The 20,879-nt window shown below is 68.4% G+C and carries 19 protein-coding genes and 2 pseudogenes; 13 read left to right on the forward strand and 8 right to left on the reverse strand.

The features are described from left to right. Window positions 1-486: 486 nt before the first annotated feature. Entirely contained in the window at window positions 487-1,236 is a 750-nt protein-coding gene (locus AB0L59_RS41845; RefSeq protein ID WP_031026510.1) for a glucose 1-dehydrogenase, read from the reverse strand. Window positions 1,237-1,575: 339 nt separating this feature from the next. On the opposite strand from AB0L59_RS41845, the gene AB0L59_RS41850 reads away from it, so the two are divergent. Beyond that, window positions 1,576-2,163: a TetR/AcrR family transcriptional regulator gene (locus AB0L59_RS41850; protein ID WP_365593354.1), complete on the forward strand. Its 588-nt coding sequence runs from the start codon at window positions 1,576-1,578 to the stop codon at window positions 2,161-2,163. 603 nt (window positions 2,164-2,766) lie between these two features. Continuing rightward, window positions 2,767-3,210: a VOC family protein gene (locus AB0L59_RS41855; protein ID WP_190172138.1), complete on the forward strand. Its 444-nt coding sequence runs from the start codon at window positions 2,767-2,769 to the stop codon at window positions 3,208-3,210. A 170-nt stretch (window positions 3,211-3,380) separates the two neighbouring features. On the opposite strand, the gene AB0L59_RS41860 is transcribed toward AB0L59_RS41855, so the two are convergent. Then, on the reverse strand, window positions 3,381-4,208 hold the full coding sequence (locus AB0L59_RS41860; RefSeq protein ID WP_365593358.1) for an alpha/beta hydrolase: 828 nt from the start codon (window positions 4,206-4,208) through the stop codon (window positions 3,381-3,383). A gap of 288 nt (window positions 4,209-4,496) precedes the next feature. Here AB0L59_RS41860 and AB0L59_RS41865 point away from each other — a divergent pair, with 288 nt between their 5' ends. Both AB0L59_RS41865 and AB0L59_RS41870 read left to right on the forward strand, forming a co-directional pair. Beyond that, window positions 4,497-4,721 carry a hypothetical protein gene (locus tag AB0L59_RS41865; protein WP_365593360.1) on the forward strand — a complete coding sequence of 75 codons (225 nt, stop codon included), beginning with the start codon at window positions 4,497-4,499 and terminating at the stop codon, window positions 4,719-4,721. A 68-nt stretch (window positions 4,722-4,789) separates the two neighbouring features. Beyond that, on the forward strand, window positions 4,790-5,035 hold the full coding sequence (locus AB0L59_RS41870) for a DUF6207 family protein (protein ID WP_365593396.1): 246 nt from the start codon (window positions 4,790-4,792) through the stop codon (window positions 5,033-5,035). On the opposite strand, the gene AB0L59_RS41875 is transcribed toward AB0L59_RS41870, so the two are convergent. Next, a complete protein-coding gene (locus tag AB0L59_RS41875) occupies window positions 5,022-5,696 on the reverse strand; it encodes a hypothetical protein (protein ID WP_365593363.1) in 675 nt (224 codons plus the stop codon). The two genes, AB0L59_RS41870 and AB0L59_RS41875, sit on opposite strands and share 14 nt — an antisense overlap. A 1,479-nt stretch (window positions 5,697-7,175) precedes the next feature. On the opposite strand from AB0L59_RS41875, the gene AB0L59_RS41880 reads away from it, so the two are divergent. Together AB0L59_RS41880 and AB0L59_RS41885 are read left to right on the forward strand one after the other, a co-directional pair. Next, the gene (locus AB0L59_RS41880; protein WP_365593366.1) at window positions 7,176-7,760 is read left to right on the forward strand and encodes a helix-turn-helix domain-containing protein; all 585 of its coding nucleotides are present in this window, start codon (window positions 7,176-7,178) and stop codon (window positions 7,758-7,760) included. 57 nt (window positions 7,761-7,817) lie between these two features. Then, window positions 7,818-8,825: a zinc-binding dehydrogenase gene (locus AB0L59_RS41885; protein WP_365593369.1), complete on the forward strand. Its 1,008-nt coding sequence runs from the start codon at window positions 7,818-7,820 to the stop codon at window positions 8,823-8,825. Window positions 8,826-9,026: 201 nt separating this feature from the next. Here the strand turns inward: AB0L59_RS41885 and AB0L59_RS41890 are convergent. The 3 genes and pseudogenes from AB0L59_RS41890 to AB0L59_RS41900 all read right to left on the reverse strand — a co-directional run. Beyond that, window positions 9,027-9,320, reverse strand: a pseudogene (locus AB0L59_RS41890) (lamin tail domain-containing protein); the annotation flags it as partial. A 226-nt stretch (window positions 9,321-9,546) separates the two neighbouring features. Continuing rightward, window positions 9,547-10,029: a hypothetical protein gene (locus AB0L59_RS41895; RefSeq protein ID WP_365593371.1), complete on the reverse strand. Its 483-nt coding sequence runs from the start codon at window positions 10,027-10,029 to the stop codon at window positions 9,547-9,549. 15 nt (window positions 10,030-10,044) lie between these two features. After that, the gene (locus AB0L59_RS41900) at window positions 10,045-10,350 is read right to left on the reverse strand and encodes a hypothetical protein (protein ID WP_365593374.1); all 306 of its coding nucleotides are present in this window, start codon (window positions 10,348-10,350) and stop codon (window positions 10,045-10,047) included. A gap of 1,035 nt (window positions 10,351-11,385) precedes the next feature. Between AB0L59_RS41900 and AB0L59_RS41905 the strand changes: the two genes are divergently transcribed. The 3 genes from AB0L59_RS41905 (at window position 11,386) to AB0L59_RS41915 (ending at window position 15,069) form a co-directional block, all read left to right on the forward strand. Then, on the forward strand, window positions 11,386-11,841 hold the full coding sequence (locus AB0L59_RS41905) for a DUF4232 domain-containing protein (protein ID WP_365593377.1): 456 nt from the start codon (window positions 11,386-11,388) through the stop codon (window positions 11,839-11,841). A 527-nt stretch (window positions 11,842-12,368) separates the two neighbouring features. Next, window positions 12,369-14,132 (forward strand): FG-GAP-like repeat-containing protein, encoded by a 1,764-nt coding sequence (locus AB0L59_RS41910; RefSeq protein WP_365593380.1) that lies wholly within the window; start codon window positions 12,369-12,371, stop codon window positions 14,130-14,132. Window positions 14,133-14,481: 349 nt separating this feature from the next. Beyond that, window positions 14,482-15,069 carry a hypothetical protein gene (locus tag AB0L59_RS41915; protein ID WP_365593382.1) on the forward strand — a complete coding sequence of 196 codons (588 nt, stop codon included), beginning with the start codon at window positions 14,482-14,484 and terminating at the stop codon, window positions 15,067-15,069. 271 nt (window positions 15,070-15,340) lie between these two features. Here AB0L59_RS41915 and mscL read toward each other — a convergent pair whose 3' ends face one another. Then, entirely contained in the window at window positions 15,341-15,784 is a 444-nt protein-coding gene (gene mscL / locus AB0L59_RS41920; protein WP_365593385.1) for a large conductance mechanosensitive channel protein MscL, read from the reverse strand. A 417-nt stretch (window positions 15,785-16,201) separates the two neighbouring features. On the opposite strand from mscL, the gene AB0L59_RS41925 reads away from it, so the two are divergent. From AB0L59_RS41925 to istB, 4 genes and pseudogenes are all read left to right on the forward strand, one after another. Next, window positions 16,202-16,420 carry a hypothetical protein gene (locus tag AB0L59_RS41925; protein ID WP_365593388.1) on the forward strand — a complete coding sequence of 73 codons (219 nt, stop codon included), beginning with the start codon at window positions 16,202-16,204 and terminating at the stop codon, window positions 16,418-16,420. 528 nt (window positions 16,421-16,948) lie between these two features. Next, a complete protein-coding gene (locus AB0L59_RS41930; RefSeq protein ID WP_365593390.1) occupies window positions 16,949-17,272 on the forward strand; it encodes a hypothetical protein in 324 nt (107 codons plus the stop codon). Continuing rightward, the gene (locus AB0L59_RS41935) at window positions 17,266-17,541 is read left to right on the forward strand and encodes a hypothetical protein (RefSeq protein WP_365593393.1); all 276 of its coding nucleotides are present in this window, start codon (window positions 17,266-17,268) and stop codon (window positions 17,539-17,541) included. Before AB0L59_RS41930 ends, AB0L59_RS41935 begins: the two co-directional genes overlap by 7 nt. Window positions 17,542-17,814: 273 nt before the next feature. Next, a pseudogene (istB, locus tag AB0L59_RS41940) lies at window positions 17,815-18,393 on the forward strand (IS21-like element helper ATPase IstB); the annotation flags it as partial. A gap of 339 nt (window positions 18,394-18,732) precedes the next feature. On the opposite strand, the gene AB0L59_RS41945 reads toward istB, so the two are convergent. Then, complete coding sequence (locus tag AB0L59_RS41945; protein WP_365593399.1) at window positions 18,733-20,853, reverse strand: tetratricopeptide repeat protein; 2,121 nt, start codon at window positions 20,851-20,853, stop codon at window positions 18,733-18,735. Window positions 20,854-20,879 lie beyond the last annotated feature (26 nt).

The raw sequence follows: 20,879 nt of genomic DNA on the forward strand, positions 1-20,879 counted from the left end.
CGAAGGGCGCGAGCCGTCCATGGGTATGCGGAGGAGACGCCGAGGTCACCTCGACGTGCCACCGCACACCGAGGCGGCCGGGCCCCACTCATGTCGCTTACGCCGGTGCCGGCGCCCAGAAGCACGCGTCTTTCCTATGGCCGCAGCGACGGAGGGACTCGAGGTATTTCGTGCCCTGAGATGCCCTGCCGGAGAGGCCCCCATGTCTTCTGGCGCTTCCGACGGCTGTATGAACTCGGTGGCTGCGGCGGCACGCACGGTCGTCGGCGCCGCCGCTGGCCAAAACTGCCGGGCGACGGTGCTCTGCTGATCATCTGTGTGTACGGCGTCCGACTCCACGCCCTCAGCCGATTCCGGGAGTCGCCGTGTGCCCGCACACCGGCGGGGCTGCGCTCGCCCGAAGGCTCGGTGTGACTACCGGTGTGACCGCGACGCGGTCACACTCTTATCTTCGCTGGGACGGGCAAGCGCATCGTCTTGCGGCGCTCAGATCTGGTTGAGTCCGCCATCGACGAACAGCTCGGATCCGGTGACGAAGCTGCTCTCATTGCTGGCGAGGAACAGTGCGGCGGCTGCGGCCTCGTCCGGGTGCCCCATCCGGCCCAGCGGTATCTGGCTGGCGAAGGCGTCCCTCATCTTCGCGGCCTGGTCGGCGTCCGCGGCCAGGCCGGTGATGCCCGGGGTGACGATCGGGCCGGGCACCAGGGTGTTCACTCGGATTGCGCGGCCGCTGAGTTCGTTGGCCCAGGTGCGGGAGAAGGAGCGGACCGCGGCCTTGGACGCGGCGTACACGCCGAAGGCGGCGCCACCTGAGGTGGCAGCAGTCGATCCGGTCAGGATCACCGAGGCGCCGTCGTTGAGTAGCGGAATTGCCTTCTGAACGGTGAAGAGCATGCCTCGCACGTTGATGTTGAAGGTGGCGTCGAAGTGCTCCTCGGTGACCTGCTCAAGCGCGGCGAACTCACCGCCGCCCGCGTTGGCGAACAGTACGTCGATGGACCGGCCCCGCTCGGCGACAGCCGCGTAGAGGCGGTCGATGTCCGCGAGGTTCGCGACGTCGCCCCGGACGGCGGTGGCTTCCCCACCGATCTCGGCCAGCGCGGCGTCGAGAGCCTCCTGCCGACGGCCGGTGATGAACACGTGCGCGCCCTCACGCGCGAATCGCTTGGCTGTGGCCAGTCCGATTCCGCTGTTGCCTCCGGTGACGACTGCGGTCTTCCCGTCAAGCTGTCCCATGATCGCTTATCCCTGTCCGGTGCAAACGCCAAAAGTCGTGCACCATGTGTCGCTGCGTGTTACAGCCCGGAGCGGACAGCCCCGGGCCACTTATGGACTGTACGGTAAAGAACCGCGTTATGGACCGCTCGGGCAAAAACGTGACTGCATCCACACCGCCGAGCGGCGACGAGCCGGCCGGCGCCGGTCCGCCCGCCGGGACGCTAGGGCGCCGGGGCGCCGGGGGGAGCCGTGCGCCACACACCCCGCCACCACCCAGCCTGTCCCCGGTGTGTGTCGCATGCAGCCGGGCGCTCACGATCTGGACCGATAGGTCAAGAAGGACGTATGCTGTTGAACATGGGACGACCGCGGAATTTCGACGAGAACCAGGTTCTGGAGTCTGCGCGCGAGCAGTTCTGGAATCGGGGGTACGCGGCTACGTCACTGCAGGACCTGACGGACGCCACCGGACTGGGCAAGGGGAGCCTGTACGGGGCCTTCGGCGACAAGCGGCAGCTGTTCCTGCACGTGCTGGACGGCTACCGCGACGAACAGCTCAACGGCGTCCGGGCGGTCCTGACCGGGCCCGGTACGGCCTTCGAACGCCTGACCCTGCTCGTTGAGGGCGTGGCCAAGGGATTCACGGAGGACCCGCAGCGGCGCGGCTGCCTTTTGGTCAACAGCACGTCCGAGCTGCACAGCAATGATCCGGACGTCGTCTCCCGGGCCCGGAGCAGCTACCAAGCGGTCGAAGATCTTCTGATCGCCTGCGTGAAGGAAGCCCAGGACGAGGGGACGGTCGAACCGGGGGCGGACGCCCAGGAGGTCGGGCGGCTGCTCCTTGCCGTCATGCAGGGCATCGAGTTTCTCGCGAAGACCGGCATGGACGGCTCAGCTCTGCTGCAGATAAGCCAGGCCGCCCTCAAGCAGCTCTCCCGACACTGACCATCCTGCGGGCCGGCACCCTTCACAGGTGACGTGCCGACCGGCAGGGACCCGGGCGGGCCCGCTTGAGTCGGCTGCGAGCACGCGCATTACCTGCCCTCCGAGCACCCCCACGAGTGGCCCGGGCGCCCGCCCCAGCGCGGTTGACGGCCTGCCCCTTTCACCATGCCCTTGAGCAGGCACTCCGGCCGGGCGGCTGCGCCATCGACTGCGCCGCAACGCGGGCCGGACGACGCTCCGGCAGCCGACGGCGCCGGCCCATTGCGCACGGGCCCTGACGGCAAAGTCTCCAGGCTACCCAAGTCCGCGCGGGACCTCGCTCGCGCCTCACTTCCGCACGCCGACGGCGATTCGCCAACTGGTGCATTGATCCACTGACTTCGCAATGCACCCGAAGAGGACACAAGTTCTTGACTGTACGGTCCATAAGGTCTACGTTTGGCCTACGACCCGCGGATTCGCTATTGCAAGTAGACGTCGGGTCGGCGGCAGACGGGCACAGACTGTTCCGCTGCACGGCACAGAGAAGCCGGGCGGGATGCGCGAGGGGTCTCGCGTGCCCCACCGCAAACGCCTGCACCCGCCCAACGAAAAGTGATCACCATGACCACCGCTGCCCAGCCGCCCTTCCCCTACAGCCTCCACAACGTGACGATTTCCGTCAGTGACCTCGACGCGTCGATCCAGTGGTGGAACCGGGTGTTCGGCCTCACCCTGCTGGCGAAGTCCCGCTTCGACGCCATCGGAGCGGACGTCGCCTTCCTGGAGGGCCCCGGGTTCCGGCTCGAGCTCCTCCAGCCCGCGGACGGTGTGCGGATCCCCGAACTGACGGCAGAGCCCCCCGCCCACATCCGCCCGATCGGCAACAAGGCCCTGGTCTTCCGCGTCGAGGACCTCGCCAGCGTGACCCGCACCTTCCGTGACCTGGGCGTGACGACCGTCTGGGAGCAGATGGACCTCGGCGACGGCAGCATCTCGACCGCGATCCGCGACAACGACGGAAACCTCATCAACGTCTTCCAGCAGGGCGCAAGCCCGATCGGCTGACACGGCGAACCGATCGCCCAGGCTGCCGAGCCAGTTTCAGGCGCTCCGGACATGGTTGCCCGGGACATCTTTGAACCGTCCCTCCCGGGCGGCCGATTCACAGCGCCACTGGCCGGCAGTGTCCTGGGTTAACGGCAGCGCCGCCGTTGACCCAGGACCGGGGGACGGCGCTAACTGCGCGCGAACTCAAGCAGGTCTCTGTTGAAGATCTCGGCGTACTTGGGCACCATCGCAAGGCCATGAGGTGCGCCCTCGTAGACCTTGTACTGCGCGTCCTTGACGATCTTGGATGATTTGGCGCCCGCGGAGACGATGGGCACGATCTGGTCGTCGTCGCCGTGCACGATCAGTGTCGGCACATCGACCTTCTTCAGGTCCTCGGTCGTGTCCGTCTCGGAGAACGCCTTGATGCAGTCGTAGGCGCCCTTGATGCCGACGGTCATGCTCCAGAGCCAGAATTCGTCACGCGTTCCCTGGGAGACGGTCGAGCCCTCACGGTTGGCACCGTAGAACGGGGCACTGAGGTCCTTGTAGTACTGCGAGCGGTCCGTGAGCACACCCTGGCGGATCTCGTCGAACACCTCGATCGGCAGGCCCTCGGGGTTGGCTTCCGTCTTCAGCATCAGCGGCGGGATGGCGCCGAGCAGGACCAGTTTGGCGACCCGTGCCGTGCCGTGCCGGCCGATGTAGCGGGTGACTTCGCCGCCGCCGGTGGAGTGCCCGACCAGGATGATGTCGCGCAGGTCTTCGGTTTCGATGACCGCGGCCAGGTCGTCGGCGTAGGTGTCGAGGTTGTTGCCGTCCCAGGGCTGACCGGAGCGTCCGCCGCCGCGTCGGTCGTGGGCGACGGCGCGGAATCCGTTGTCCACCATGAGCTTCATCTGGGGGTCCCAGGCGTCGGCGGTGAGCGGCCAGCCGTGGGAGAAGACGACGGGTTGGCCCGAGCCCCAGCTTTTGTAGAAGATCTGCGTGCCGTCCTCGGCGGTGGCGAAGGGCATGGTTGCGCTCCTCTCGATGTCCGCTCGCGGGCCCCTTACGTCACGCCCTCCGGGAATGTGACGGGAAAGCGGCGCCGCACGAGGTCAACATAATTGCGGGGCAGCGATTCAGCGCGTCTGGAAACACCGCTTCGGTACGAGTGGGACGGCCGTTGCCTGACAGGCGAGGAAGTGGTCTGTCTCGTACGGTGGTCCTCACATGCCGCGGGCACATCCACGGTCAGGAGAATTCACCGGTTACGCCACTCGAGTGAACTCCCGGGCACAGGCGTGCGGCTGTGCGGCAGCGTGCACGTCATCGCCGCAGCGGAGACCCTTGTTGCCGCAACCGGTGACCTGGACTTGAACGAGAAGAACACCGACCGCTCCCAGCAGCAGGCCGATGCTGTGGTGGCCGCCCGTGATGCGTTCCTTAACGTCTGCCGGGAAGACCTCGCCTACGCCGCCCGCTGGTGGCATATACGGCGGCGGATCAAGGAGCGACGCTTCCTGCGGGAGCAGGCCGGCCGCTGAGGTGCCCGGTGAGGGTGAATCTCCGGTTTGTGGCGAACCCTGAGAGGATTCAGCGCGTCGTGCTGGACATGGAACCGATCAACGAGATGCAGCTGGCGGAACCCGGGCTGGTCGTCGTCGACGTCGCGGCCCTGGAGGACGCCACCGCCTTCTCCTTCCAGCAGGCGCTTGCCTCTCGGTGGGCCACCGCTACCGCCGACCGCACCACGCATGATCCCGGCCAGCCCGGTGTCGGGCTGCGCTGCTACCTGGACCTGCGACAGGACAGCACTCCGGACACAAAGCCGATGACCGGGGGCCCTAGCAGTTGCTGATCAGCTGCGCACGGCCGGGGCCGAGCTGAGGAGTCCCGGAGCAGGGCGTTCTCTCACGATGGACGGCTCCTGGGATGCGGGCCGCGGAGCGCGTCAGCAGCTCGACGACCTGATCGTGGTCAGTGTGGGAGCGGGCGTCCCAGATGAGCCTGTCCGGGCGTGTGGGGTGGCCGGTGACCCAGGCAGGGCTGAGGTCGAAGCGGTACCACAGTGGCATGGAACGCATCAGGAGTGCGCTGCGCAGCGGTGTGCTGGCGGTGTACGCCCAGCACGCATGGTGCGCGGCTTCTTCGTCGGTGAGACCGTTGTGCCGCCACAGCGGCAAGCGCCCGTCTTTCTGATGCCAGCCAGTTTCCTGCCGGAAGACCATGCGGGCTATATCCATGCCATGCCAGCGCTGCGCGTCCACGAGGTCGAGGCGCCCCCCTGTGGGGAGGTGGATCAGGCGCACCCGCCGGCAGGTGAAGTCGATCGGCCGGAGGCCGGGGATGCCGCACACGCCGTGGTCCTCGTGGAAGAAGGGCAGAATGCGGCCGGTGACGCGGTGGGCCGTGTTGGTGTAGATCTCCAGATGGCCGGGCTGGTGGCGAATAACATTCAGGTAGCCGCTGATGCTGCATCGCGCTCTTCCGCGGCTGCTCCAGGGGATGCGGGTGCTCACGGGTGCTCATCAGGCACTCGAAGAGGAGGGCCTGGAAGGCCAATTGCCCGCGATCGGTGGGATCCAGGGTGGGACGGCCGCCCTTCGCCTGGAGTCGTCCCAGGTGCAGAAGGCGCGCGAGTTCCTTGCTGATCCGCTTGTCGGTCGTGTGCGGCATGAGGTTCCTGCTCCGGCTGCCCCCGGGCGGCAGCCGTGGAGGAAAGCACGCACGGACACCGAGAAACGCATGATGCGGGACCGGGCATCCCACCCTTGAGACATCTGCGACTCCACCCGGGCGGATCGCTCGCCTCCAGACCGTCCCTGGCCTGTCAGGTCGACAGTAGCCGACCACGCGCCGCAGACCACGCGACGCGCCGCGCCACACGCGATACCACGGCCTCCAGCGGCACGACGCGTGGTTCGTCGTCGCACCGTGGAAGAGATCCGGTGTGACGATGACAGCCGCGCGGCGGCCCCGGCCGACGCGCAACCGGCTGAGCGCGCCCCGATCCCGGCCGTGGCCGCGCCGCCCATCCCGCCCGTCCCTTACTCCTTCACACCAGCCAAGGGGCATGGGCAGAGCGGCCGCAACAGGGATGTCAGCGGGCCGACCACGGCAAAACCGCGTGGTGACCTGCACGGACACGGGGACGGTCCTGCGGGCCGCGCAACACCTAGCGCAACCCTTGGCGCAACATCCAGCGCAACAGACAGGCGCAACCCTTGTCGCAACCCCGTGCTCCTGGTCAACCGAGGCGCGCGGTCACGCCGCCTGGACGGCCCGGCGGGCGCGGGCCAGCTGCCGCAGCTCGGAGCGTCTTGTTCCACATCAAAAGGGGGATCCTTTGCGCGCACGTCTTGCTGCCACGGCGGTTGCTGCGGCTGCCGCCGGTGTCTTCTTCAGCGCACCGGCGGCGTCGGCGGCGACCTTGCCGTCGACCAACACCGCTCACCACTGCGTCCATCACACCACCGGGGTGTGCGGCTGGACGCATCATCAGAAGCCCAAGGACAAGTACGAGACCGCGAAGTCAAGGACGCCTCGCTGTCCTGCTCGCAGAACTCACAAGGGACCTGCTCCCGCCGCCACGGCGTCCGCTACTGGTTCAAGTAACCCGGTCGCAGACACATGCAGGGTGCCTCCCCAGCCGTCCGGGAGGCACCCTGCATGCTCTCGTGGCACCCGCATACGAGCCGGCGTTCACCTACGGGTCGGCGCATCAGCACAGGTGTCCGCCACGGTGGTCTCGGTCGTGATCGCGGCCGCAAGAGACGGCGCCGACGAAACGGCCGTGGTCGTTACGTAGGTCGCGGTGTCGCCATTGTCGTCCCACACACGCCCGCCGGTCCTGGTACGTGTGACATGCCCCGAAGCTCACTGAGTCGAGGGTCGGACGCTGGCGTCACTGGTGAGCCTCACGCTTCGTGTGGCCGCTATCCATCCCCGCCCGGAACGCCAGGGTTGTTCTTGAATGGGCGCTCATATATGTTTGCCTCATGCCCAGACCTCGAGAGTTCGAACCCGACACCGTCCTGAACGCGGCCATGCTGCGGTTCTGGGAGCGCGGGTACCGGGCGACGTCCATCGAGGATCTGGTGAAGGCGACCGGGGTGAAGCCCGGCAGCCTCTACAGCGCCTTCCCCGGCGGTAAGCACGCACTGTTCCTGAAGTCGCTGGAGCGCTACTCCAAGCTGGTCGTCCCCGAGAAGCTGGGCGAGCTGGAGGATCCAGGCGCGTCGGTGGCCGAGATCCGCGGCTACTTCGACGGGCTGGTGCACGACCTGCTCAGCCCCGAGGGCCGGCAAGGCTGCCTGCTCGTCAACACGGCGATCGAGAAGGCCGCCGAGGACGACGAGGCGGCGGCCGTCGTGCGCGGCCATTTGGCCCGGCTCGAACGGTGCATGACCCACGCGCTGGAGAACGCGACTCGCAGGGGCCAGGTGCGCGCCTCACTGGACTGCGCCGGCAGCGCCAAGCTGCTGGTCGCTACATGCCAGGGGCTGATGGTGGTCGGAAAGGCGAATCCCGACGAGGCGCTCCTGCGGTCGATCGTCGACAACGCGTTCACCGCTCTGGTCTGACAGCCAGCCGCACGGGCCACCGCACGCGGTGGCTCTCTTTTTCGCACCAATAGTTGAATGCATACTCAAGAATGGGGTTACGACATGAAGGCCATCGTCATTTCCGCCCACGGCGGCCCCGAGGTGCTCATCCTCACCGAACTACCCGACCCGGTGCCCGCCGCCGGCGAAGTGCTGATCCGAGTCAAGGCGTTCGGCCTCAACCACGCCGAGGCGTACATGCGTGGCGGAGCCTGGGGCGAGGTGGCGGCCGTCCCCGGGATCGAGTGCGCCGGGGTGGTCGAGGCCGACCCCTCAGGCGAACTCCCCGCCGGGACCTCGGTGGTGGCGATCCTCGGCGGCATGGGCCGGACCCGCAACGGCAGCTACGCGGAACTAGTGACCGTGCCGGCGACCAACGTGGTGGCCGTGCACTCGTCGCTGGGCTGGGCCGACCTGGCCGCGGTTCCCGAGGTGTACGCGACGGCGTGGAGCGGCCTGTTCGGTAATCTGGACCTGCGGCCGGGCGAGACGATCGTGCGACGGGGAGCAACATCGTCGCTCGGCCAGGCCGCCGTCAACCTCGCGCTCGACCACGGCGCGACCGTGTTCGCCACGACCCGGAACCCGGCCCACGTACCACTGCTCAAGGAACTCGGGGCCACTGACGTCCTCATCGACGACGGCGCGCTCGCCGCCAAGGTCAGGGAGCGAAAGGTCAGCGTCGACGCGGTGTTCGACGTCGTCGGCAACAGCGTCCTGCGCGACTCGCTGGCCCTGGTCCGACCCCGTGGCCGGGTGTGCCAGCTCGGCTTCCTGGGCGGCTTCGCCCCGGTGCAAGACTTCGACCCGATCACCGATCTGCCCAGCGGGGTCCAGCTCAGCTTCTTCGGCAGCGCCTTCGTCCTGGGCACCCCCGCATTCCCGCTCACCGACGTGCCGTTGGACGAGATCTACGCCAAAGTCGCAGCCGGTGTCCTGCGGGCCCGTCCCACTCGGGTCTTCCGGTTCGCCGAGATCGTCGAAGCCCACCGGGCCATGGAGGCCGGAGAAGCCCTCGGCAAAATGGTCGTCACCCTCGGCTGAATTCATGAAATCGGCAGGTTCCCTGCCGTGCAGGTAGCACAGCAGGGGACTACCAGTCGGAACTCGCCTCCGCCCACGCCTCATCGAAAGGGCGCATCCGGATAGATCTCCTCACGCGCGAAGAGGCGGCCCACCTCCGCACGTGGGTGGCCCGCCCTCGGTATGCGTCACCGGCCGGCGTCGCATGCCGCTGCTGTGGGGTCAGTGGCGGTGTCCGCCACGGTGGTCGCCGTGGTGGTCGCGGTCGTGGCCCCAGGAGACGGCGTCGATGTAGCGGCCGTGGTCGTTACGCAGGGTCGCGGTGTCGCCGTAGTGGTCCCACACGTGATTGCGCCGGTCCTGGTACAGGTCGGTGCGGGTGTCGCGGCCATAGCCGGTGTGGACGCGCACCGTGGACCGGCCCTCCAGCCACACGTGGTGGAAGGTGTAGGTGCGGCCGTCGGCGTCCGCAAACGTCCAGTGGTCCAGGTTGACCGCCCGGCGGGCGGAGTTGGTGCGGAGACCCCAGGATGGTGTACCGCCAAGTGGTGTAGGAATCCGGACCGTCTCGCTCCGGCGACCGCCTCCACGGCGATCACCGTCGAGGCTCCTCGGTCGGTGTCGATGCTGTTCCAGGCCACCGGCGCGGCCTCTGACCGCGCCGGTGGCCCTGCAGGCGTGTGCGACCTGAGGAGTCGTGACCTCCACATCGCTACACCACTTCGCGGGACGCGACCCGAGGTCAGCTCTCAGGTGGTTGGGTCACGACGATCCGCCAAACCACCGAATTGTCAGCTGAGAACTTCCACACGAGTTCGTGGATATTGGCGTGCGGGATCTTGGCGCCGAATACGCCGGTCCCGTCACCGCACTGAGATCCGGCAAGGGTATGTCCGGCGGCGGTGATGTTGAACTTGGAGGGGCCGGCACAAGTCCACATCACCGTGATGGATGAGGCTTTCCCCGCTGACGCGGGAAGCGTGAAACCGCGCGCACCGTGGCCCGATCCCGTGTAGAGCGTTTTCGACCCGACAGGAAGAGGAGACTGGACCGGATTGGGAAGGCGGTCCGGTTTCGTCGGGGTCTGCACCGCAGAGGGCATCGCGCCGGTCCCCGTCGTCGCTTTTGCCGGAGGCGTCGTCGCATGGGTGGCGGTCGCGCCACCGGAACAGGCGGACACAAGCACCAGCGCCGACAGGCCGACGGCCAGCAGGGAAGGCTTCATCAGATCGTCCTCGACTCACGAGTGGGCGATGTAGGGCGAGAGCGCCGGGAGCTTGGCGGTCCCATGGTTGGAGACGATCCACTTGCAGCCGCCGTTCGTGGAACCCCGTTCCCAGTTGAAGGAGTATCCCTGCGAGCCGAGTGCGAGCCATCCCTGCCTCTGGTTCTTCGGGACCACCCACGACCCGCCAAGGGTGACGGTGGTGGTCTTGGCATAGGAGATCGAGCCGCTGATGCTCTCCTCGGCGGAAGCGATGAGGACCGACTCGCTCAGCTTGGCCGAATATGTAATGGTGCCGGTCCACGTGTGGCCCTCGGCCACCGAGACCGAGAGCGTGGTGCCGGGGTCTCCGTAGACGGTCTTCTTGGGGTCAGCGACGAACGTGCTCTTGACTTGTAAAAGCGGAAGCCCGGGTCGGGCGGGCAGCCGTCCGGGTTCATCGGGTGGTTGGCATTGCCCAAGTCCCCGCCTTGGTCCACCGAGACGTCGGTGTCGGCCGGCGCCTGGGGGATCGGGTTCCCGTCCAGGTCGGCATCGACCTCCGACGAGGTGTCCGACACCGAGGGGGTGTCCTCCGCGAAAGCAGTGCCCACTCCCCCGGTTCCGACGACGAGAAAAGCGGCCAGCGCGGCGGCTGTGCATGTGCGAGTCAGTGCGGCATTCATGGCATTTTCCGCCCCTCCACCCCCGTCCGAGGATGGCATGGACACAACAGTCATCGGACGCCCGCGTGATCGTCAAGGAAGTGTGGAGAACCTGAGGAAGATTGAGGTTGAGATCTTTACTGTCTTCGGCATGTCAGGGGCGAGGGTGGGTCGTTGAGGGTCATCAGGCCGATGCCCGCTAGGAAGCCGTCGAGGGTGTGGGGCTTCCTGCAGGCGTTCGCGTCGGTTGCGGACGAGGACCTCGAGCCGGTCGAGGGCCACGCCGGGTACGGGCCGGGGTGTGGGCCCATCATGATGGACGGCGGAGGGCCCCATGCCGTCGCGTGCCGGGCGGCGGGTGAGGGGCCTGGGGAGGGAAGGTTGCTCGCGGGCGAGTTGCGGGGTTCGACCTCACCATCGACGACGCGGGTGTCCACGCGTCCGCGTCTCAGGGTGCCGCTTCGAGGGAACCCTCGCGGAGGCGAATGCATCTCCCTGGCCGGGAGGCAGGAGCGGTGGCACCCGGCCTCCGCAGGGTCGCTTCCCAGGGGGAGTTCTCGTGGCACGGCGGACAGCGGCTGTCTCCGCTATCAGCCTGACGGTGATGGCGGCTGCTGTGGCGTGCGGTCCAGCGCATCCGGACGCCGGGAAGCCGGGCGCCGGGCCGTCGTCCCGAGCGACGGCGGCGACCCCCGGCGGGGGACGGACGAGTGTGTCCCCCACGGCCTCGGCGGGAGCCGCATGCGGGACCGCGCAGCTGCGATGGAAGCTGACACTCTTCACCCATAAGCCGAGCAAGGCGCCGACGGCTCTGCTGAGCGCGACCAACACCAGCCCCGCGCCCTGCGCCTTCGATGGCTATCCGAAAGTGCAGGCGTACGCCGGCAAAGGCCCTGCCGTCTGGTCGGAGCCGAAAGCCAAGGCGCCGGTCCGGCTGGTGTTGAGCCATGGCAGAACGGTGGATTTCCCGCTCTTCTACCCGGCATCCCCTTCCGCAGACGGTTCCTGCGCCATCCCGGTGGACGACGCCCCGCGCATCGAGGTGCTGCCACCGCACCCCGCGTCCACCGACTATGGCGCTTCGCTGCAGATCACCGACCCGCACGGCCGGCATGTGACCCCGGTGTTCTGCGACACCATTCACGTGGGCGCGCCCCGTCCGCAGTAGACGGCAACAAAATCTGTACGTGTGTTCGATTGTTGTGCGATCATGATGGCACCGGTGACCGCTGACCATGGTCTACCGGGTGCCGTCTCACGGGGCGGCGGGGGGAATGCATCGGGGGTGCGCTGTGCGCTGGACTGGATCATGGGGGCGTCCCTGCCTGTCCACTGAGGGCCCGCGCGTCGAACGGCCCGAGTCGGCCGTCTGCCGAGCCTGTCGTCCGTCATGACGCCCGGTGTGCCCGAGCGGCGACCACGATCAGCCGCCACGGCTGAAACGCCTTCGCTCCGCTCCGTGCCGAGGAACTGAACTTCCCGTCGGCAAGACCCGGCCGCGCCCTCCGTGCCGGCCGTCCATTCGCTGCGTGGCCCGGACGCGTCGAGCTCTTCGGCCCGCCTCACCTGGAGCAAATTAAGTTGCATAATACACGAATAAGCCTGGGGAGTGCGTTCGCGTTGTGCGCCGCACTTCTTCTGGGCAATGCCGCCGCGGCCAGAGCCGCCACACCCGCCCCGGCCCCCACCAGACAGGTGACGGCCACGCCGAACCGCACCGACCACACGACCGCCGTCGCGAGCCCTTCGGTGTCCGTCACGCCCTCGTCGGCCAACAGCGGCAGTTGGACTGTCCAGGACGCCATCCGGTTCTGGACGCCCCAGCGCATGGCCTCCGCCACCGACCCCTCGGGCCGCATCGCGCAGCCGCAAGGCTGGAACGCACCGCACAAGAAGCGGTCCCTGACCGCCATCGACGGTGAGCACTTCGGCGGCATCAAGTCCGTCGGCATGCTCTTCACCACCACAGGTGACATGAAGGCCCATCACTGCACGGCCAGCGTGGTACGCAGCCCCGGGCGCAACCTCATCCTCACCGCCGGGCACTGCCTCGGCAGCCACGCGGCGTTCGTACCCAAATACGACCACACCAAGTCGGCGGCCGACCAGCCGTACGGCATCTGGCCGGTCGGTGAGTGGTTCCGCGACTCACAGTACGCCTCGGACCGGAGCGCCAACTCCGACCTGGACTTCGCCTTCGCGAGCCTGAAGGAGAACGGCGGGCGCAACGTCCAAGACGTCGTGGGCGCCAACACCCTCGCTCGGACACCGGGATTCGTCAACCAGGTGACCGTGATCGGCTATCCCATGGTCAAGTACGACTCGCAGGACCGCGCGTTCCACTGCCCGAATGTCTGGACGACGCCGCTGCCGGCCTACAACCAGATGCAGATCGACTGCGCCGGCATGTGGGGAGGGGTCTCCGGCGGACCGTGGTTCTCCAAGTTCGACGCCTCCGGCGACACCGGCGAGATCATCGGCAACGTGGGCGGCTTCCTGCAGGGTGGTCCCGATGTGAAGACCGACAATCCGCTGTACAACCGGATCACCTACAGCCCGCTGCACGGCGACCGGTTCTTCCAGGACTACGACGACGCCCAGCAGGGCCTGCACACCGACCACGGCCCCTACCATCAGCCGCCCCTGCCCTACTCCGTGGGAAGCGGGACGACGTGGGAGCACGCCAAGCTGATGGCCGCCGGTGACTTCAACGGCGCCGGCCACAGCGACCTGATCGTGGTCTGGACCGACGGCGAGGTCACCCTCTACACCAACGACGGCCAAGGCCACTTCATCACCGAACGCCAGTTGGTCACCCCCCACTCCATCTGGACCAACGCGGAGACCATCACCGCCGGCGACTTCACGGGATCGAACCAGTTCGACCTCATGGTCCGCTGGTCCGACGGCGAGGTCACCCTCTACGGCGACGTCGGCACCAACGGCCTCAACGTACCCGGCACGCAGATGGCCAAGCCCCACACCATCTGGGAGAACGCCAGCCAGATCGCCGCAGGCCGTTTCGGCTCCTCGAGCTACGTCACGGACCTGATGGTGCGCTGGTCCGACGGCGAACTCACCCTCTACACCAATGTGGGGGCCGGAGGCTTCGGACAGGAGCACCAGTTGCAGAAACCCAAGTCCATCTGGACCGACGCCACACTGCTGACCGCCGGCGAGTACTCCGGCAACCAGAAATGGGACTTGTTGGTGCAGTGGTCGGACGGCGAGCTCGACAACTACGTCGGCACCACGGCCTCCGCCCTCGGCACCGAGGCACGCATCCAGAACCGCAACGAGCTGTGGACCCACAACACGGTCATGACGACGGGCGACTTCACCCCCAACCACCGCACCGACGACCTCATCGTCCGCTGGTCCGACGGCGAGACCACGCTGTACGCCGACACCGGCATGAGCACCCTGGGCACCGAGCACAACCTGGTTCCCAAAGCCTGACGGGACCTGTCCGAGCCCACGGAACCGGTTGAGTGCGGTCGGCACCATCCGCCGCGCCGTGCTCAACCGGGGCCTGTCCTCTACCGGGGCCTCCACCACGCCGTCCGTCAACCTGTTCCACGCCGTGGCGACGGAGCCGGGCGGACCGCTCCTGATGAAAGAGCAGCGGGGAGCTGCCCATGTCGCCCATCGCTCCCTCGCTGCCCCGCACCTGGTCCAGCGCGGCCTTCGACTACATCCTGGCGGGGGAGGTGTACCCGGGCCGAAGGCGATCTTGTCGCGGCCTTATCCAGGGAGGGCGGGCTGGTGCGTAGGATGCGCGGCTGATGGATCACTGGGAGGGGACAGCATGAGAACACGTATACGCGCCGCCGCGGTTGCAGCGGCCGTGACCCTGGGGTTGGTGCCGATCAGCGCAGGCGCAGCATCCGCGGCCCCGGCCGGCACGCAGGCGTCCGCGACTCACCAGATCGGGACGTTGAAGGAGTGGGCGAGCGGTATCCCGAAGTCGATGCACCGGGGTACCACGATCGACGTCACCATGTCGTACACGCAGAAGTCCCGGGACGGTCTGGCCCCGTCCGGCTTTGCGCTGTCCTTGTGGAACTTCGCCGCCCCGGGCTTCAAGCAGATGCGGGGCATCTCGGCCACGTGGTGGAATCCGGTACACCACCGATGGGAGAAGGCCGGCTACTACGACTCGAACGGACTGATCGGTCTCAACCTGCCCTGCTACTCACCCACGCTGAAGGTCGCCTCCGGCAAGGTCGGCCACGTCTACCTGCACGTCACCTTCAGCAAGACCGCCTACACAGGCACATGGCACTTCGAGCCGATGGTGAACTCCTACTGGCTGCTCACCTCGAAGGGCACCTACGACACCGACAACCACCTCGGCGACAGCAGGAGCCAGTACACCTCCACCCTGCGCCCCTGAGCGGATGCGCTCGCTGAGGGCAGGGGGCTCGACGCCGGTGCAGGTGGTCGTTGTGTTGTTCAAGCCAACCATCTACACCGGTCGTTGGCCTTGTTCGCAGGCCAGGTGGACCTTGGTGGTGAAGCCTCCCCAGGACCGGCCCAGGCCGTGGTTGTCGGGCCCGGCGCCGGCCATGAAGCCACGCAGCCGGTTCGGCATCGGACGCCGCCGGTAACACCACGGACGTGCCCGCGACGGGCCCGGCAGCCCAGACCGGGCCATGGAGGTCGGGTCATCCGGCGCGCTGGGTTGTCTCTCCGGCCTGAGCGGGTACGGCGGGCAGGGAGACGGTGCAGAAGGCGCAGCGTCGGGCCTGGGCGGGTACGGGGCTGAGGCATTCGGGGCAGTCCCGTTTGGGGGCCTGGACGTCTTGGTGCGGGGCGAGGCGTTCGTGGAGCTTGTTGATCGGGAGCACGACCAGGAAGTACAGGGCGCTGGCGAGGAGGAAGAAGCTGATCGCCGCGTTGACGAAGGCGCCGTAGGGGAACTGGGTGGCGCCTACGGTGAAGGTCTTGCGGCTCATGTCGCCGGTGGCGCCGGTGGCCAGCCCGACGAGTGGGGTCAGGAAGGCGCTGACGAAGCCGTTCACCACGGCGGTGAACGCTGCCCCGATGACGATGCCGACGGCCAGGTCGACCACGTTGCCGCGCAGGATGAAGCTGCGGAAGCCCTTCACCTTCTCACCCCTAAGAGGTTCTTGACGTCGACGGGCGGCACCGAAAGCGCGGTCAGCCCCCTCCCTTCACCACCTCGGATGCCCTGCCACCCCTCACCCATGCCGGCTCCGCCGCGCGGCGCGGTGATGTACCAGTTCACCAAGGGGCGCGACGACGGCAGACCATCCATGACCTGCCTGCGCTGGCAGGTGCGCTGTGACCGCTGAGCGTTGGGGTCAGCCGCTGGCGAGTATCGGGCCAGCCGGGGCAGAGAGTGTCTGGTGAGCGTGGGGGCAGGGCGTGGCAGAAGTGGTTGTGGGAATGCGCATCCGGCGCAGGAGATCACGGGTGGTGCGCTTGCTCAGCGTGCTGCGCCAGGTCACTCCCGGGTGGCGGGACCGTAGGTGTGACAGCGCACGGGTGCCCAGGCCGGTGCTGTGGAAGCGCTCGTCGATGACGACGGCGGTGATGACACCCTGGGCGCAGTCAGTGCAGATCCGGTACCGGACCTCGCCGACGACCTGGCGGGTGTGCACGAGGAGCAGGCATTCGTCGCCCGGGCCGGGGTCGTCCGGGATGTGCGTGGACAGGAAATCGATTGCCCGGTAGGCGAGAACGCGGCGACGCAGGCGGCCGGTGCGTCGGCCTCGGTGTGAGTGTTTGGCGCCGTCGTGACCGGGCGGCGATGTCTCGGCTGTGGAGACCTTGGCGATGAGACTGCTGCTGGTGGGACGCGCATGTAGTCCGTGCATGACGTCTCGTGTGCCCGAACAGCCGACGGATACCCGTTCGCCCGGGCGGGGCACCCCGCCCGGGCGCACCTCGGCTTCCAGATTGCGGCCACGCTCCTGGAGGCAGCATCCCGGCACCGGGCCCGGCTCGGTGAGGTCAACGGCGGCATCGTCACCGAACAAGCTCGGCTCACTGCCCGCTTGGCCCAGCCGCCGCAACCGGATCGCCCACCGCTACACGCAGGCGTTCGCCACCCCGCCGGTGGACACCCCCGCAGTGGCAGACGGGCACGCCACGCCTTCTACAAGTACGCCTTCGGCTGCGACGACATCCCCGCCCTCACCGCCCACGGCATCGAAGCCGAACAGGTCTGCCCCTACACTCACCACCGTCGTCATGCGTTCCACGTGCCGAACGTAACCACACTTCCTGACCCTCACCCCAAGAGCACCATGCCTCCCGCCCGCGGCCGACGCCGGCCTCGCTATCTGGAGACCTCTTTCCTGCCGGGGCGTCACTTCTGCGGCCCGGACGACTTCAACACCCAGCTCGATGCCTGGCTGAAGGTCGCCGACCGGCGTGTTCACCGCACCCCGGGCGCCCGCCCGGTCGACCGCTGGGAGGCGGACCGGGCCCAGATGCTCACCCTCCCGGCGGTCGACCCGCCGACCTGGTGGCGGTTTGCCACCCGGCTGCGCCGGGACCACTACGTTCGCGTCGACACCTGCGACTACTCCGTCGACCCGCCGCGATCGGTCACCACGTCACCGTGCTGACCGACAACGAGGAGGTCATCGTCCTGACCACCGGCGGGGAGATCGTCGCCCGGCATGTCCGCTGCTGGGCCCGCCACCAGACCCTCACCGATCCCGAGCACGCAGAGGCCGGAGCGATGATGCGCCACCAGGCACGGCGCCGTCCAACGGGTCAGATTCAGGCCGTCGGCTCCGGCGGTGGCCCGCTGATCGAGGTCGAACAGCGTGAGCTGGGCACTTATGACCGGCTGTTCACCGTCATCGGCGGCGGCGACAAGGAGGCGAGCTAAATGGCCCGCACCCCACCGTCGACGGCGAGTCCGTGCTGGCCCAGCCCGTCGACAAGCCTCCGGCCGCCGGCCGGCGCACCAGCCAGCAGACCACCTCCGACCTCGCCTTCCTCGCCCGGGCCCTGAAGGGCCCCGGCCCTGCTGGACGCCGCCGACCGCCTCGCTGAACGGGCCCGCAAGGAATCCTGGACCCACCCGGAATAGCTCGTCGCCTGCCTCCAACGCGAGGTCGCTGCCCACGAATCCCACGGCGGTGAGGCACGAGTACGCGCCGCCCGCTTCCCCGCGATCAAGACCATCGAGGAACTCGACGTCGCCTATTTGCGCGGCCTGACGCGCGAGCAGCTGTCCCACCTGGGAACCTTGGATTTCATCGTCGGCAGAGAGAACGTCGTTTTCCTGGGCCCGCCGGGCACGGGCAAGACACACCTGGCCATCGGCCTGGGCATCCGGGCCTGCCAGGCCGGCCACCGCGTCGCCTTCGCCACCGCCGCGGAATGGGTCGACCGGCTCGCCGCCGCCCACCAGGGCGGAAACCTCGCCGCCGAGCTCACCCGGCTGGGCCGCTAACCGTTGATCGTCGTGGACGAGGTCGGCTACATCCCCTTCGAATCGGAGGCCGCGAACCTGTTCTTCCAACTGATCTCGAACCGCTACGAACGCGCGTCGGTGATCGTCACCAGCAACAAGCCCTTCGGACGCTGGGAAGAAGTCTTCGGCGACGAGACCCTGGCCGCCGCCATGATCGACCGCCTCGTCCACCACGCCGAGGTTCACTCCCTCAAGGGAGACTCCTACCGCATGCGCGGCCGTGAACTCGGCCGCGTCCCCACCGACAGAAGCAACGACTGACCGCACCACTGGGTCACTTTTCAACCGGCCAAACTGGGCCACGGTTCACCCGCCGCCGACAGTACGACACGTTGGACAGGAAGGGCGCCGGTTCTCGTGAACAGAGCCAGGCGCCTGACGCACACCGCAGCCTGTGCCGAGGTGGTCGATGTCGGCGGATCTTATTGCGGACCAAGAGTGGCCGCGTGGGCGGTGTTGGGGACAAGCAGGGCAGCCATCGCGTCAGCAGTGACAGCGGCGGTACAGGGGAAGCGCAGCGCCGATTCCTTTCGGAGATCACGCATGGGCCGCCCGGCCGACAGGCTTCCTACACCTCTCGGTGGCGACGTAGAACGGTCGTTAGTCGACGCTCTGCCGCTCTGCCTGCTTCTGCCGGCGGGCGAGGTTGGCACGGGCGGTGGAGGTGTAGGGGTGGTCGGGGCCCAGCACGCGCAGCATGTCCTCGAGCAGTTCGGTGAATGCGGCCGCGGCAGCACCGATTTCCCCCGCCTCCCCCCGCCAGTAGGCGAGGTTGGCACGGGCGATGAGGGTATCGGGGTGGTCCGGGCCCAGCACCCTCTTCTGGGCAGTCAGCAGTTCGGTGAAGGCGGCGGCGGCGCCGGCCGCATCACCCGCTCTCCCCCGCCAGTAGGCGAGGTTGGCACGGGTGGTGAAGGTGTAGGGGTGGTCGGGGCCCAGCACGCGCAGCATGTCCTCGAGCAGTTCGGTGCATGCGGCCGCGGCAGCACCGGCGTCCCCTGCCTCCCCCCGCCAGGAGGCGAGGTTGGCGCGGGCGGTGAGGGTATCGGGGTGGTCCGGGCCCAGCACGCGCAACGCGTCCTCCGCTAGTTCGGTGAATGCGGCCGCGGCAGCACCGGCGTTCCCTGCCTCCCCCCGCCAGCGGGCGAGGCTGCTGCGGGCTGCGAGGGTGTCAGGGTGGTCCGGGCCCAGCACGCGTTCTCGGTCAGGCAGCAGTTCAGCGAACGCGGCGGCGGCGCCGGCCGCATCACCTGCGTCCCCCTGCCAGTAGGCGAGGTTGCTGCGGGCTGCGAGGGTATCGGGGTGGTCCGGGCCCAGCACGCGTTCTCGGTCAGGCAGCAGTTCAGCGAACGCGGCGGCGGCGCCGGCCGCATCACCCGCTCTCCCCTGCCAGTAGGCGAGGTTGGCGCGGGCGGTGAGGGTATCGGGGTGGTCCGGGCCGAGGCGGTGGCTGGTCTGCTTGGTGAGATGTCGGAAGTGGTCGCGGGCGGCGGTTACTTGGCCAGATTGGCCGAGGCTGTAGCCGGTGCGGTACAGCACGGCGTGCGCGTTCGGCTGATGGAGAGCGTCTTCGGCGTGGCTGGTCAGAGCTTCGGCGTTGGCACGCAGGGCCTGGGCTAGGGCGGTGTCGCGTTCGATCTCGGGCCAGACGGTGGTGAGGGCTTCTGCGGCGGTGCGTGCGAGCTGGTCACGCTGGGCGAGGGGGAGCGTGTCGCGGGTGGCGCGCCGGATGAGCTGGTGAATGCGGACGGCCTGGTGGGGTGTGTGCGAGGCGTGGTCGATCAGGTGGAGCCGGTGCAGGGCCCGCAGGGCGCCCACCGCGTCCTGCACTGTCACCGGTGCGGTGCCCGGCTCGCCCGTGGTGGTGCGGCTGGTGGTGAGGTGTTCGAGAGCGGGCTGGCTGGTCAAGACGGGGTGGGGGATGCCGTTGGGGTCGAGCATCGATGCCAGTTGGAGCATAGGCCGGGCCAAGCCCCGTGGGCGGAGCCGGTCGGCGCGTTCGACGGACAGCAACCAGGTGGCGGCCACGGTGACGGCCTGGTCGTCGGGTAGCGCGCCTGGTTCGGGGACCAGGTCAGCGAGCGTGCTGATCTGGTCGGCCAGCAGCGTGCGGTAGGCGGCGCAGCTGAGGTCGGCGTCGACCAGGTAGGCAGCGGCCTGGGCCAGCGCGAGTGGCAGGTGGTCCAGGTCGGCGGCCAGGCGCCGGATCTGGTCAGGTGGCTCGCTGCGTCCGTGGGGGGCCAGCGCCTCGGTGAGGTATGCGGCGGCCTCGCCGGGGGTGAACAGGCCCAGGTGGACCAGGTGCCGGCCCGCCGCGGTCAGGGCGGCGTCACGGCGGCGGGTGGTTGCCAGGGTGCGGCCGTGTGCACTGGAGGGGGGCCACAGCCCGCGCAGGTCGGCCGGGTCGGCGAGGTCGTCCAGCACGACCATCCATCGGCGCGGCATCTCATGGGTTTTGGGTTCCAGCCATGCGAGGAATGCGCGAGCGGCCTGCTCCGGGTCGCCCGGGTCGGCGGCCAGCACCTCCACGGCGGCCTGCGCATACCCGGCGACGACGGCCGCCCGTGTGCCGGCACTGATCCACACCAGGAGGTCGAGTTCGCCCCTTTCCCAGGCGGTGCGGGCATGGTCGGCGGCCAGCTGGGTCTTGCCCACCCCGGGCCCGCCCTCCGCGCTCGGCACGATCAGCCGTCCGGTTCCGTCCCGCCAGCGTCTGCCCATGTGCCCTCGTGCCCTCCCGCCTCGGA

Source organism: Streptomyces sp. NPDC052109 (assembly GCF_040680195.1).
Classification (GTDB): domain Bacteria; phylum Actinomycetota; class Actinomycetes; order Streptomycetales; family Streptomycetaceae; genus Streptomyces.

Excerpts from the sequence above, each read along its gene's own strand:
- AB0L59_RS41880 (WP_365593366.1), top strand. The coding sequence starts at position 7,176 with ATGCCCAGACCTCGAGAGTTCGAACCCGACACCGTCCTGAACGCGGCC.
- AB0L59_RS41870 (WP_365593396.1), top strand. The coding sequence starts at position 4,790 with ATGGAACCGATCAACGAGATGCAGCTGGCGGAACCCGGGCTGGTCGTC.
- AB0L59_RS41930 (WP_365593390.1), top strand. The coding sequence starts at position 16,949 with ATGCCTCCCGCCCGCGGCCGACGCCGGCCTCGCTATCTGGAGACCTCT.
- AB0L59_RS41850 (WP_365593354.1), top strand. The coding sequence starts at position 1,576 with ATGGGACGACCGCGGAATTTCGACGAGAACCAGGTTCTGGAGTCTGCG.
- AB0L59_RS41945 (WP_365593399.1), bottom strand. The coding sequence starts at position 20,853 with ATGGGCAGACGCTGGCGGGACGGAACCGGACGGCTGATCGTGCCGAGC.
- AB0L59_RS41885 (WP_365593369.1), top strand. The coding sequence starts at position 7,818 with ATGCATACTCAAGAATGGGGTTACGACATGAAGGCCATCGTCATTTCC.
- AB0L59_RS41855 (WP_190172138.1), top strand. The coding sequence starts at position 2,767 with ATGACCACCGCTGCCCAGCCGCCCTTCCCCTACAGCCTCCACAACGTG.
- AB0L59_RS41860 (WP_365593358.1), bottom strand. The coding sequence starts at position 4,208 with ATGCCCTTCGCCACCGCCGAGGACGGCACGCAGATCTTCTACAAAAGC.
- AB0L59_RS41915 (WP_365593382.1), top strand. The coding sequence starts at position 14,482 with ATGAGAACACGTATACGCGCCGCCGCGGTTGCAGCGGCCGTGACCCTG.
- AB0L59_RS41845 (WP_031026510.1), bottom strand. The coding sequence starts at position 1,236 with ATGGGACAGCTTGACGGGAAGACCGCAGTCGTCACCGGAGGCAACAGC.
- AB0L59_RS41895 (WP_365593371.1), bottom strand. The coding sequence starts at position 10,029 with ATGAAGCCTTCCCTGCTGGCCGTCGGCCTGTCGGCGCTGGTGCTTGTG.